Origin of the sequence: Bradyrhizobium sp. 31Argb, assembly GCF_043638955.1 — a bacterium.
GTDB lineage: Bacteria > Pseudomonadota > Alphaproteobacteria > Rhizobiales > Xanthobacteraceae > Bradyrhizobium.
Genome location: NZ_JBEGDB010000204.1, coordinates 1 through 14411, shown reverse-complemented (window position 1 = coordinate 14411; position 14411 = coordinate 1). Strand labels below are relative to the sequence as shown.

The window sequence follows — 14411 nt, the reverse complement described above, 5'->3', positions numbered from 1 at the left end:
CGCGCGAAACTACTTCGCCGTCGTCGCCATTGCCGCCACTCTGCTCTGGATAAGGTAACTGTCCACACGGCCTAGTGTCTTCTCGTGTGACGTTTCCATGAACAGAGATCCCGCTTATGCCGGCGGCACTTTATTGGCCGCGGCCTATAGGCGCGCGGTTGTGGCAAAGCGTGCTTGTTGGACTGAGCTTGCTTCTCTTTGCGAGGGCGGCCGATGCCACAACAATGGGGGCCACCCGCTTCGACATTCCGGCGCAGTCGCTTGCCACCGCACTTGATGCCTATGGCGCCGCCACGGGGCTTGAGGTGTTTTACGATGGCGTACTCGCTGCCGGGCAGTATGCTCGCCCGGTCCATGGGCTGTTCACGCCGGAGGCCGCGCTGCGGCGGCTCCTTATCGGCAGCGGCTTGGAGGCAAGGGCGACCGGCCAGGGTAGCTTCACGCTGGTCGCACCGGCGCGGCTCCGTGCGGCCGATCCAGCGGTCCGGTCATATTTTGGGCTGCTCCAGAGTGAAGTGTCGCGTGCACTTTGTGGTCGCGCCGAGACCCGGCCCCGCGACGTTGATCTGCTGCTCAGGATCTGGATCGCAGCATCCGGCACGATCGATCGCGCCCAGCTTTTCGACATGGCAACGGGAGCGCCTGACGTCGCCGACGTGGGTGGCGTCCTGCGCGGGCTGTCGCTGGGGACCCCGCCGGCGGATATGCCGCAGCCGGTCGCGGTCGCGATTCTCGCGCGTGATAGGGGCCGGCCGACCGGTTGCCCCCATACCGCAATGGCTCCCCGGTAACACGATAGATCGCGCATGAGCTCTTCCAATCGCGATCTGTTGCGGCGGTTCTTCGTGCTCGGCTACCACGATCTGCGGGCGCAACTGACACGCAGGCTCGGGTCTGCTGAGCTTGCAAATGATGTGCTGCACGACACCTGGCTGCGTATCGATCGCGCCACGCCCGTTGGCGAGCTGCGCAGCCCACGGCGTTATCTGCTGCAGATGGCCTTTCATGCGGCGCTGGCCCACTGGCGGGGTGACAGAGATCTGGTCACGCTGTCGGATGCGAAAGAGGCCATCGGATTGGTGGATGAGGCGCCGGATCCCGAACGCGCCGCGGCGGCCCGATCGGAGGCGGAAACGCTGGCGGGGGCCCTGGCCGAATTGACGCCGCGCAGGCGCGAGATATTGCTTGCCTCGCGGCTGGACGGCGTCCAGCTGCGCGATATCGCCGCTCGGCTCGGCATTTCCCAGCGGCTCGTTGAAATCAAATTGAGGCATGCGCTCGCCCATTGCGCGTTGCGCCTGGACCGTAAGCTGATTCAAAGATTCGGTCCGAAGCCCCTCAAGGACTCTGAGGGGTAGGGCAGACCATGAATCGATATCGACGAGCCGTTGGTAGGAAGCGACGAGACGCATGAAGGGCAGTGACGAGCCGGCGGCATCGCTCAGCGCGGTCGATCGCGAGGCCCAGGATTGGGTGTTGCGCTTTGCCACCGGCAACGCCCGCCAAGCCGATCTCGAGGCGTTCAAGCGCTGGGCAGCGGACGATCCCGTGCGCGCCGATGCGTTCGCCCGCGCATGCAGCGTATGGGACGTGGTTAAGCCCGCCGGCGCCATGTTGCCGGCCCGGCGCCACGATCGTCGCATCGCGCCGGGACCATGGTTGGCGCGGCGCGCCGTCCTTGGCGGGGCTCTCGCTGCGTCCGCGGCATCCGCGGCCTTTCTGGTCGTTCGTCCTCCGCTTGGCCTATGGCCATCGCTTTCCGAACTTGCTGCGGACTACCGGACAGCCGTCGGCGAACGCCGCGATATCGCGCTTCCAGGCGGCTCATCGATCCACCTGAACACCCGAACCGCCGTCGCGCTGCGCGCCATCGATGGCAAAGCCGAACGCATTGAACTTATTGCGGGTGAGGCGGCTGTCGCGGCGCGGGACGCGCATCGCGTCGAGGTGATTGCAGGGGGAACGCGAGCGGTCGCGACGGATGCAACATTCAACATCCGCTACGAGGGGGCGGCGGTCTGCACCACCTGCATTGCAGGCGAAATCGAGGTCGGGGTGGATGGGCAGATTGTCCGCCTCGGCGCAGGACAACAGGTCATCTATTCCGCGGACCGATTGGGCGCCGTAACCTCGATCGATCCGGTGGTCGTGACGGCGTGGAAAGAAGGCGTGCTGGTGTTCCACGGCACGCCGTTATCGGAAGCCGTTGATGAGATCAACCGCTACCGGCCCGGCCGGATCATCGTCACCAGCACGGCGTTGGGCCGCCGCCTGTTCAACGCTCGATTCCAGATCGCGAATATCGATGGCGTCGTCGGTCAGATACAGCAGATATTTGGCGCCACGGTGACAAGATTGCCAGGTGGCATTGTCTTGCTGGGGTGAGTGGAGGTGACACCGGTGCCGGCCGAGCGAATGCGCGGTGGTCGGCGCTGAATTTTTTTCGGTTCTGAGACGCGTCGGGACTCTCAGTAAGGACTGCGGTCTCGGCGAGAGGCTGCGGTCCTCTCCGTCTGTCGCGCCCTGAAAGAAGTTCATATGTCGCCTCGACCCCGTAGCCGAAACATCCGCCGCTCCGAGACACCATCTGTCGGGGCGCATCGCGTCAATGAAGGTCTTGGCGCGCGATGGAATAGTTCGCGCGCGTCCCGTCGCCTGTTGTTGACGGGGGCTAGCGTATTGGCGGTGATGGTGGCCGGTGTTCACGGTGCAGTTGCGCGGCCCCTCGGCAATTTCGCTACAGCGACGTCCCCAGTCGGGGTTGCCAGCGATGCAGCGACCGCCGCTGCGCAGAAGTCCATGGAACTCTCCAAGCAGAGCCAGGACGCGCTCACGCGCGCAACGCGGGCCATCCAGGCGCTGCAAGCCGTGCAGGAAAGCGCGCGCGCTGCCGCCGCGGCCGCGCGAAGTTCGAGCACGTTGCCTGGAGCGGTCGTGCCGAATGGGCTGGCGCCGGGCGGCCTTCAAGTCGCGCCTGGCGCGGCGGCAGGCGCGAATTTGTGGAGGGGGGCCGATCTGCCGACCCAGTCGGCGAGCGGTGGCCAGACCACGGTCACGATCAACCAGACCGCGTCGCAGGCGATCCTCAACTGGCAGATTTTCAACGTCGGTGCACAAACCACCGTCAACTTCAACCAGCAGTCCAGCGCCTGGACCGCGCTCAACCGTGTGGTCGGCAATCTCGGCCCCAGCCAGATCCTCGGTCACATCAATGCGCCCGGCCAGGTGCTGGTGATCAACCAGAACGGAATCATTTTCGGGGGCGGGAGCCAGATCAACGTCGGATCGCTGATCGCGGCGACTGCCGACATTATCGATCAGCAGTTTCTCAACACCGGAATCTATTCGACGCAGAGTGGCGCGCGATATCTGCCGAGCTTCAGCGGAGCTGGTGGCAAGATCGTCGTCGAGGCGGGAGCTCTGATTGCCACCAGCGCGCCGACATCGGTGACGTCGGGCGGCGGCTTCGTGGCGCTGCTCGGCACCGCAGTCGAGAACGCGGGCTCGATCACGACCCCGAAGGGGCAGGCTCTGCTCGCGGCGGGCGACGACTTCATCCTGCGACCTGGTTACGGCACGAGTGCCAACCAAGTCTCCACCACGCGCGGCAATGAGGTCGCGCCGGTGATCCGTGTGGGAAGCGCAAGCGGTGCGGTCAGCAACACCGGCCTGATGTTCGCCCAGCAGGGCGATATCACGCTCGCCGGCCACACGATCGACCAGAATGGCATCCTTATGTCGACCACGTCGGTCGACCAACGCGGCACCATTCATCTGCTCAATTCAGCTTCCGACAGCAGTGGCAGAGTGACCCTCGGCGGTGGCAGTCTCACCACGGTGTCGCTCGAGCTCGACTCCACGAAAACGGCGCTGAACTCGCAGCGCGATGCCCTGATCGCCGACTCCGCCAAGCAGAACACCGCGCGCGCGGCGTTAACTCTCGGCCAGTTCGACAATCTTTCCATGCTCGCAGACCGTGAGGACCTGTCGCGTGTCGAGATCGTCACTGGCGGCCTGGTCGACTTTCGCAATGGATCGGTGACAATGGCCGCGGGCGGTCAGGTTGCGGTCTCCGCCGGCAAGCGGGCGTTCGCCGAGACGGGTGCTGTCATCGACGTTTCCGGTGCACGGGACGTCGTCCTTCCGATGTCCGACAACTCCGTGAAGGTCAACGTCCAGGGCAACGAATTGCGCGATTCGCCGCAGAACCGCGACAATGGCGCGCTCCTCAACCAGGACGTCTGGATCGATGCGCGTAAGCTTGCGCTGGTGCCGGCCGGCACCGGCGGATACGCCTCCGACCGCTACTACACCCCGGGCGGCCTCCTTGAAGTCGGCGGCTATCTCAACAACACCGCGCACAAGATCGGCGAATGGACCGCGGTTGGCGGCACGATCACCCTGGCCGCGCCGGAGGTGGTCGCGCAGCGCGGCTCCGTCTTCAACATCTCCGGCGGCTCGGTCCGCTATGAGGGCGGTTACATCCGCACCACGAACTTCCTCGGACCGGACGGCCGCCTCTACAACATCAACGATGCCCGCGCCGACATGACCTTCTACGGTCTCGGCGCTGGCTTCATCCGCAAGCATGAGCACTGGAAGAGCGACCGCTGGGACGTCACCGAGGTCTGGACCAGCCCGTTCGGCAAGGACCGCGAGAGTGTGGGCTGGGAGGACGGCTACACCGTCGGTCGCGATGCCGGCGGCCTGATCCTGTCGACCCCGACATCGGTGTTCGAAGGGACGATTCTCGCCGACGTGATCGAAGGTCAGCGGCAGACCGGCGTGCGGCTCACCGCGGTCGCCGATGGCTACAAGCTCCCGCAAGACACCGCACCGCTTGCCGGAAGGCTCATGCTCGGCGGCTATGATGCGCGCGGGCTTGTCAATGCATCCGTCACGAACGTCAAGTTCGGGAACGTCGCCCCGATCGCTGACAGTATCGATCGCTCTGGCGCGCTTCCACTCGATCGCGCCAACACGGGCCTGTTCGACGTGGGGCTGGTCAACGGCGCCGGCCTCGGTGGGCTCAGCGTTGCCGCAAAACAGTCGATCGTCACCGACGCGCCGTTGACTTTCGCGTCCGGTGGACAAGTGACGTTCGTCGCGCCGGTCGTGGACATCAATGCCGATGTGACCACGCGCGCCGGCAGCGTCACCATCACCAATATTCTCAGGCCGGACGCCGCCGTGCTTACGCCGATCGTGCTGACCACGTCCGACGGTGCCGCACAGCTCACGCTGCATGCCGGCGCAACCATCGACACGCGCGGGCTGTGGATCAATGGGGCGAACCCGCCGAGCGATCTTTCCGGCCTCGCCTTCATCAATGGAGGCAGCGTCAGCTTCAATTCCACCCAAGGCGCGACGATTGCCGCCGGCAGCACCATCGATGTTTCCTCCGGTGGCGCTATCCTGCCAAACGGCAAGACCACGGGAGGCAAGGGTGGGAGCGTCACCCTGGTCGCCGATGATCGTTCGGCGGGCGGTCCAAGCGTCGGCGGGCGCCTGGTTCTTGACGGGCGGATCAACGGCTACGGCGCAAGCGGCGGCGGCAAGCTCGTGATCGGGAGCGGTCCGTCGATCGTGATCGGCGGCAAAGCGCTCGCCAATGACGGCGTGCTGGGCGTCGGCGAAAGGGCGCCGATCCCGCTGTTGCTGGCTGAAGAGATCATCATCCCGGCCGGCGGGCGGATTCCGTTCAACTACGATGAGACCCTTACCAGACTAGCGCCGGGCGATTACGCACCCTTGCCGCTGAAGGTAGACGCAAGCCAACAGAAGCCGCTCAAGGTGGGGCCCGATGGCTGGGTCGTCCCGGTCGATACCAATTTCTACGATATTAACGGTACAAACTACCGCGCCGGTACGCCCGTTGCGCCTGGCGCGCTGATCTACCCTGGCGACGGCATCAAGCTGCCGGCGGGTTTCACCTTCACGGCCCGCGAGTTTCCCGATGGCATTCCGCTGGCGCCGACCCGCGTCACGTTTGCGGCCGGTGATGTGGCCACAATGCAGTTGCGCTTTGCCGTCGGCACCACAATTCCCGTCGGCACCGTGGCCGAGCGGACCTTCGCTGTCGCCGCTGTGACCGAGCTCGGCACCGGTTTGTTCCAGACGGGATTTTCGAGCTACGACATCAATGGCCATCAGGGATTGCTGATTGTCGATCGCGCCGTCATCGATGTCAGCATGCCCGTGTATCGTTTTGGCGCGGCGGCGTGGAGCGCGCCGACCGGCTCCGATCCGGCGTCGGCCCTGGAGCTTTGGGTTCCTCCGGTCATCCAGGATGATCCGTCCAAGCGTCAGATCGCGTGGCGGGCCGGTGCCGACCTGACACTTCAGTCGAACCTCGATCTGAACAAGGGCACGATCGTCATCGGACGGGATGCGAACATCACCGTCGATCCACGGCGTGCGATTGCGCTGCAGAGCCCGGGCCAGATCACCGTCGATGGACGGCTGACCGCGGCCGGCGGCCGCATCGATGTGATCCAGATGAACACCGCGAGCAGCGGCTTCGCCAATCCCACACTGGGTGCGCGGTCGATTTGGCTCGGCGAGACGGCGGTCCTCGACGTGGCGGGACGCAGTGCGGTGGGGATCGACTCCAGCGGCATGCGATATGGATTCGCGGACGCGGGCGGCAGCATCATGCTCGGCGCCATCACGGGCAAGGGCGACGGCGGAATCGCGTATGCCGGCAACAGCTTCGTCATCACGCGCCCGGGCGCGCGCCTGGATGCCTCCGGCACGAGCATCGTGATCGATGTGCCCAATACGGGGTTGAGCGCTTCGGGCGCAGCGCAGTCTCTCACCCTGGCCACGTCAGGTGGCAGCATCGGGATCCACACGTTCAGCGGCTTCTATCTGGACGGCGAGATGATCGCCAAGGCCGGCAGCGAGGGCGCGGCTGGCGGCACGCTCAGCCTGGCGCTGGTCACGCCCCGTTATGCTGACCCCGTCGATCAGCCGGCCCCCAACGAAGTGCGACGCCTTCGCATCCTCGAGGTCGGCGCGCAAGCGGGCGCGAGCGGCCTTGCGAGCGACCTTGTTCCAGGCGCCAGGGATTCGGCGCTGCTTTTCGGACACGGGCGGATCGGCGCTGACCAGGTTGTCGCCGGCGGTTTTGCCAATCTCAGCCTTTATGCTGACACCATCGCTTTCGACGGCGATGTGCGGCTCGCTGTGCCGCAGAGCATGAAGATCTCGGGCAATCTTGTTGCGAAGAATGGGAACGAGCGGGTCGAACTCGCCGCGCCCTATGTCACCTTCGGCGCGGTGGCCAATGTCGCCCTCAGTGGTGCGTTTGAGCCGCGCCCCGGCAGCATTATCGGCAAGATCGGGGCCGGTCTGGGCACGGCGCCGAGCAGCGAGCCGGCGAAATCCGGCACGGCGCAACTGACGATCACGGCTGATCTCGTCGACCTTGCCGCCAAATCCGAACCGCTCAATATCGCTGTGACGCAGACGGGCGGCGTGGCGCCCGTCGTCACCAATATCGCCGGATTTGATCGGGTCACCGTGGTCAGCCGGGGCGACATACGGCTGATCGGCGACAGCTATGGCAGCCACACGCTCGAACTTGATGCCGCGCAGATCTACCCGGTAAGCAACGCGAAGATTATTCTGGCAGCGACCGACCTCGTCCGCTTCGGCCGCACCACGGCGGATACGCCGTCCGTCCCGTTCTCGGCGTTCGGCAGGCTGACGGTCTTTGCCCCGGCTATCGAACAGGGCGGCGTGCTGCGCGCGCCGCTCGGCACAATCGTGCTCGGCGGCGTTCTCGCCGGCCAGTCGGTCGTACCGGACATTAAGCGACTCGATCTCCTGCCGGGCAGCATCACCTCGATCAGCGGCGCCGGATTGACCATGCCCTATGGCGGGACCGTCGATGGCATCGTCTATCGCTACGATGGTGCCGAGGTCGGAACCGCCTATAACGGAGTGGACGTGTTCGGTCAGTTGACCGGCGGTATCCGCCTGTCCGGACCTGCTGTCTCGGTCGCAGCCGGCGCGGTGGTCGATCTGTCCGGCGGAGGCGATCTGCGCGGCGCAGGATTCATCAGCGGTCGCGGCGGCTCGGTCGATGCGCTCCTGAACCCGCTGCGCGCTGCCAATCCGGGCAACAGCTACAGCAGTCTGAGCAGCCAGGTGTTTGCGATCGTGCCGAATGCGACCGCAGAATACGCGCCTGCGGTGCCGGCGAGCCAGGGCAGCGCGCCAATGATCGGCCAGCGCATCACGATCGGCGGCGGCGTGCCCGGCCTTGCGGCAGGCACTTACACGCTGATGCCGGCATCTTTCGCGCTGCTGCCCGGCGCATTCCGCGTCGAACTCGGCGCGACAGCGCAGTTTGGCCAGAGCACCGCTGCCTTGGCGAACGGCTCTTATGCGGTCACGGCCTATGGCAGCGTCGCCAACACAGCGATCCGCAACAGCCTGCCCAACCTCGCCATCATCACGCCCGGCGCGGTGGTGCGCAGCTATTCGCAATACAACGAGCAAGGCTACGCGAGCTTCATGCTGGCCGCGGCCGCGCGTAACGGCCAGCCTCGGCCGAGCCTGCCGGTCGACGCCGGCGTGCTGCAGCTTGTCCTCGCACCTGACGCGTCGGCGGCCCGGATGGCGTTGTCCTTTGCCGGACAGGCTCTGTTCACGCCGGGCAACGGCGGCTATGGCGGCACACTGAGTCTTGACCTCGATAAGTACGCCCCCGGGGCCAACCCCGGCCTGATCGAAATTCTCGGTGCGGACACTGCGCCGACCGCAGGCTTCGTGTCGGTGCGTGCGGCCGATCTCAATGCGATCGGCGCCGCCAGGTTGTCGATCGGCGGTGGCCAGCGACTCGATCTCGATAGCGGCCGTGTCGCCACCTACAGCTTCAACAAATCCGTGGTGGTGCGCAGCGGAGCGGTGCTGCGTGCGCCGGACGTCTTCATCGCGGCCGGTGATGGCGGAATCCGCATCGAGGATGGTGCGCGCATCGACACGATCGGCGCGGGTCCTTCCATCGTGATGCCGCCCTCCGACGGCTTTTCTTATTCAACCGCCGGCAACATGATCGTCGTCTCCAACGGACGGATCGATGTGCAGCAAGTTATCGATGGACGCACGCTCGGCGGCATCACCATCGGCGCCGCCACGATCGCCACCGAAGGGACCCTCGGCTTCGCTGTCGAGCGCGGCACGCTGTCGATTGCCGATAATATGCGTTTCGGCGCGCGCTATCTCTCGCTCACCACGCCGAGCCTGAATATCGGCGACGAGGGCGCGATCGCCGCGGCGCGCGCCGCTGGCGTGCTGCCCGACGGCCTCGTGCTCAACCAGACTGTGCTGGGGCGCCTGCTCGCAGGCAACGCGCTTCTGGGCGCGCCCAAGTTGGAAGGGTTGGTGCTTTCGGCGCTCGCGTCGGTCAACTTCTACGGAGCCGTGAACTTCTCCACGATCGACTTCGCGACCGGGCGCTCGAGCCTGCGCTCGCTGGTCCTCAACACGCCGGCGATCTATGGCCTCGGGTCAGCCACCGAGAGTGCGACCCTGACGACCGGGACCTTGATCTGGAACGGCATCAGCGATGGCGTAAGGCGCGCGAATAACGCCGCACCGCGCAGCGTCCCGCCCGGCGCCGTGATCGCGGGCGGGGCCGGCACTGGCCACGGCACGTTCAATATCGTCGCCGATCAGGTGGTGTTGGGCTATGCCGATGGAACCCAGCCGGACAGCCAGCTCACGCTGGACCGCCTGATGCTCGGCTTCTCCACCGTCAACATCACCGCGCATACGCAGGTGACCGCGAACAATCGCAACACGTTGTCGGTCTATGAAAGCCAGGGTGCCTACCAGCCCGGTGTCGGTTATGCCTACAGCGGCGGCAACCTGAACCTGATGACGCCACTGCTCACCGGTGGGTCCGGCTCGGTGAACCATATCACGGCGGGTGGCGCGCTCCGCGTCGTCGCCTCCGGCGACGTCGCCACGGCGCCGGCCACGACGTTCGGCGCCGAGATCGGCCTGAAGGGAGCGACGGTTGCGATTGCAACCTCTGTTGCGCTGCCCAGCGGCAAGCTCACCGTCTCTGCCGACGGCGACATTACCTTGACCGACGCCGCGCGTCTGGACCTGGCGGGACGGTCCGAGACCCTGATCGATGCCGTCCGCTACAGTTGGGGCGGTGACGTCAGTCTCGAGAGCGCGCACGGGAATATCACGCAAGCTGCCGGATCGGTGATCGACCTCTCCGCGGTCAATAACCGCGCCGGGACGTTGTCGGTGACGGCGCTGGATGCCTCTGCTGGCCATGTCGGCCTGGCCGGCACGATCCGCGGCGGAAGCTCCGGGCATTTCGACGCGGGCGGCACCAAGGTGCCGTTCAGCGCCGGCGGCATCGACGTGCGCGCGCAGGCGCTGGACGATTTCGCGGCCCTCAACCGGCGGCTCACCGCCAGCGGCGTGGTTGGGTCGCGCAACTTCCAGCTCAAGCAGGGCGATCTCGTTGTCGGCGACGAACTCGTCGCCAACAGCGTCAGCCTGTCGGTGGATGGCGGAAGACTCATCGTCAACGGGCGCATCGATGCGAGTGGTGAGCAGGTCGGCACCATCCGGCTCGCGGCGCGCGACGGGCTATTGCTCGGATCAGGCGCCGTGCTTGATGCGCATGGCAGCGTGCTGCGCGTCGACAGCTATGGCAAGCCGATCGATGCGCCCAACCGGGCCGTGGTCGAGCTCACGACGACACAGGGGCGGCTTCAGCTTGCGCCGGGCGCAACGATCGACGTGCGCTCCGCCAACGCCGTCGCGCGCGGCACGGTGGAACTGAACGCGCCGCGGCTCGGCGGCGCGGGTGGCAGCGGCGATGGCGCCAACGTCGCGATCGACGCGTCCGGGCCGGTGACGATCGCGGGCGCGCGCAGCATTGCCGTCAACGGCTTCCGCACCTACCGGCCTGCCGACGGCATCGTCAACCAGGCTTTGATGGACACCATCCACGGCTCCAGCACGTCGTTCATCGCAGCGGCGCTGCAAAACGCGGACCTGCAAGGCAGGCTCGCAGGCCTGCGCGTCTATGCCGATGCGTTTCACCTGCGGCCGGGCGTGGAGATCACCAGCGCGACGCCGGACGGCGACCTGACCATCGCAGGCGACATCGATCTTTCGCGCTATCGCTACGACAGCATCAACCCAAGCACGTTGAAGACCGGCGTTTACGGCTCCGGCGAACCGGGCCGGCTGGTGATCCGCGCCGGCGGCAACCTGAACATCTTCGGCAATGTCAGCGACGGCTTTGCCGCTGCGCCGCAGCCGCTCGGGACAGGTGCCCAGGTCGCGAGGATGCTGTTCAGCGGCGGACAGCCGTCCGGCAATGATGTCGTCATTCCGCGCGATGGCGTGGTGTTGGCGGACGGCACGGTGTTTCCGCGCTTCAGCGTGCTGAACTACGATCTGCCGGTGCGGAGCTTTACGTTGGGGGCGAACAACGTGCTGCCTTCCGACGCGCCCCTGCAGGCTGCGCTGACCGTGCCGGCGGGGACCGTGTTGCGCGCGGACGTGCGCGATGCCGGCGGCGCCGTGATCTACGCGAAAGGCACGCGGCTGCAACAGGATACGGTTTTGCCCGCGGGGACCGTGCTCGGCGCCGGCAGCCTGTTCACTTCCGACATTGCCGTGGGTCCAATGGTTTGGCCGAAGAACGTGCCATTGCCGTGGAGCCTCACACTCAACGGCGACTTGACGCTGCCGGTCGGCGCCCTGGTGCCGGGAGCGACCGTGGTCAAGCTGCCGGGCGACGCGGCATTCGTGAAGCTGCGCGACAGCGCGCCATCCGACGGGATCTGGGCGGCTGCGCCGATGCTGCCGGCCGGATCGCAGTCGTGGTCTTTGCGCTTCGTGGCCGGCGCAGATGTCACCGCGGCCGACAGCCGGGCGCTGCGGCCGCGCAGCGCGAACGCCGGAAGTCTGGTGCTCGCGGATTCCTCCGTTGCAGCGCTGGTCTCGATTCAGCCCCCGGGCTGGGTCTGGGCCGATCTGGGCGGAGACAATCCGTTCGGAACGCCGGGGCAGCCGGCTGATGAGTACCTTTGCGCGGACTTGCCCGACTACTGTCAATGGAACCCGGGTGGCGAAACCACGCAGGCGCAATTCCCGCTGACGAGCGTTGTGCGCACCAGCACCGGCGATCTTGAACTGCTGAGCGCTGCCGACCTGAAGGTGCGTACGGCTTACGGCATCTACACGGCAGGCGCGCCATCGCAGGCGATGCTCGCACCTGATGGCTCCAATCCTTACGACCGGGCGCGCGGACAACTGTTCGGCGGCTCGGTCCTCGGCAACCAGGGCGCAGCTTATGAGGGACTGGTCGACGGCAGTGCGACCAGCGTCTATCACGCCTGGTACCCTGATGGCGGTGGCAACCTTCTGGTGGCGGCGCAGGGTAACCTGACCGGCATGTCGATCAACCAGGGTAACAACGGGCCCCTGCAGTACAACAATCCCGGCAACTGGCTCTGGCGGCAGGGCGGAGACATCGCCGGCCAGCGCACCGCGTGGTGGATCAATTTCGGTACCATTGCATTGCCGTTATCGCGCTTTTCCGATGACGTGATGCCGGCGCTGACCGGATTTTCCGGTTTCGGCACGCTGGGCGGAGGCAACGTCACCGTGCAGGCAGGCGGCGATGCCGGGCTGCTTGCGAGCCAGGGATCGAACCTAGCGTCGAGCTCGACTGCGCTCGATATCGCGGTGGGTTCGACCGGGCGGATCGGAAGCGATGGCCAGTTGGTCCTCACCGGCGGCGGCGACATGCTGGTGAAGATCGGTGGCCAGCTCAACCCGTGGCAGACTATGCTGACACAGTCTCGGACCAGGAGTGACTCCAGCGGCGGGCTCGTCAACCTTCGCGGCCTGATTGACGTGCAAGCCGGCACGATTGGTGGCGTCAATCTGAGTTACGGACAGAAGCTTGGGACGGATCCCCGCTGGCCCGACTTCTCGGTCGCCAACAGAGGCATCGGCTTCGGCGGACCGTTGGTCGTTCCGGGCGACGCCGTGGTCAATCTGTCGGCGCGCGGCGATCTCGTGCTATCAGGCGCGGCGGACCCCGGCCGGCCGGTCCTGCCGAATACCACGTCTTACACCGCAGCCGGCAGCGCGCACGTGGGCGGCGGCACCACCTGGTTCTCGCTGTGGCGCGACGAAACGGCGATCAATCTGGTTTCGGCAGGCGGCAATCTGGTGCCGACCAGGCAGAACGAACTGTCGACCGCCGGGAGCATCGACGTACCGACCGACAGCATGTTCGTCTATCCGCCCACGCTGACGGCGCTGGCGACGAGCGGCAGCATCTATTACGGCGCCTACGAAAACCAGCCCACGGTTTTGGCGCCGCAACTGGTGCTCGCGCCGTCGCCGCAGGGGCAGCTCGAACTGCTGGCTGGCCGCTCGATCTATGCCAATGGCTATGCCATCGACATGTCCGGCGCCGACCAGAGCGCTCTGGCGACTCCGTTCAGGCCGGCGTTCAAGGGGTGGCAGCGCGGCGAGGGCAATCCCATCACCAACGCCAATGGCAGCGGTACAGTCCCGAATAATTTCGGTATTATATCGCCCGGTGGCGTCGAGCTTTTTGCGTTCGGCCCCAACACCGCCAGCAACCTGCATCAGGACGACGGCACGTCGGCGCTCATTTACGCTGCCGGCGGCGATCTCGTCGGCTTCAAATCGGGCGAGGTGATCGACTTTACAAAGGGCGGTGAGAAAGCGTCCACGCGGCCCTTGAGCGCGTGGTACCTGGCGGCCAAGCCGATGCGCATCATGGCGGGGCGCGACATCGTCAATCTCGGCACGCCGGTCGGCGGCTACGACCTCCTCTCCAACTTCGATGCCTATGCCACCAGCAATCTGATCCTGCATACCGGCGACAACGACTTCTCGGTGGTGTCGGCCGGACGAGACATCGTTTACGCCAATCTGCAGGTCGCAGGTCCCGGCACGCTGCTTATCAGCGCGGGCAGCAACGTCTACCAGGCCGATCGGGGCGCGGTGACGAGCCTCGGCCCCGTCGCGCCAGGCGATCTGCGTCCGGGGGCATCGGTCGTGATGATGGCCGGTGCCGGCGCGCCGGACTATGGCGCGCTGACGCGCTATCTCGATCCGGCCAACCTGGCGGCGGCGGACAAGCCACTTGCCGATCAGCCTGGCAAGGTGGCGAAGACCTATGAGAAGGACCTCGCCGACTGGCTATCGTCGCACTATGGCTTCAAGGGCACCGAGGCTGACGCACGCGCACGGTTCGCGCTGCTGCCGGCCGACGAGCAGGCGGTGTTCCTGCGACAAGTGTTCTAGGGTCTGTTGGGATTCAGGATTCTCATTCGTGCTTGGCTGTGATTCAAGCTTTGGATGGAACGATTCGTTTT

At 65.9% G+C, this 14411-nt stretch carries 4 protein-coding genes; all 4 read left to right on the top strand.

The window, feature by feature from the left end:
- Positions 1-224: 224 nt before the first annotated feature.
- The 4 genes from AAFX91_RS29640 (at position 225) to AAFX91_RS29625 (ending at position 14340) form a co-directional block, all read left to right on the top strand.
- The gene (locus tag AAFX91_RS29640; protein ID WP_394568986.1) at positions 225-791 is read left to right on the top strand and encodes an STN domain-containing protein; all 567 of its coding nucleotides are present in this window, start codon (positions 225-227) and stop codon (positions 789-791) included.
- Between the two features lie 15 nt (positions 792-806).
- On the top strand, positions 807-1358 hold the full coding sequence (locus tag AAFX91_RS29635; RefSeq protein ID WP_394568985.1) for an RNA polymerase sigma factor: 552 nt from the start codon (positions 807-809) through the stop codon (positions 1356-1358).
- A 52-nt stretch (positions 1359-1410) separates the two neighbouring features.
- Complete coding sequence (locus AAFX91_RS29630; RefSeq protein WP_394568984.1) at positions 1411-2385, top strand: FecR family protein; 975 nt, start codon at positions 1411-1413, stop codon at positions 2383-2385.
- Positions 2386-2799: 414 nt separating this feature from the next.
- Positions 2800-14340: a filamentous hemagglutinin N-terminal domain-containing protein gene (locus tag AAFX91_RS29625; protein ID WP_394568983.1), complete on the top strand. Its 11541-nt coding sequence runs from the start codon at positions 2800-2802 to the stop codon at positions 14338-14340.
- Positions 14341-14411: the final 71 nt, after the last annotated feature.

Coding starts and splice junctions, on each gene's coding strand:
- AAFX91_RS29640 (WP_394568986.1), top strand. CDS start 225: ATGGGGGCCACCCGCTTCGACATTCCGGCGCAGTCGCTTGCCACCGCA.
- AAFX91_RS29635 (WP_394568985.1), top strand. CDS start 807: ATGAGCTCTTCCAATCGCGATCTGTTGCGGCGGTTCTTCGTGCTCGGC.
- AAFX91_RS29630 (WP_394568984.1), top strand. CDS start 1,411: ATGAAGGGCAGTGACGAGCCGGCGGCATCGCTCAGCGCGGTCGATCGC.
- AAFX91_RS29625 (WP_394568983.1), top strand. CDS start 2,800: ATGGAACTCTCCAAGCAGAGCCAGGACGCGCTCACGCGCGCAACGCGG.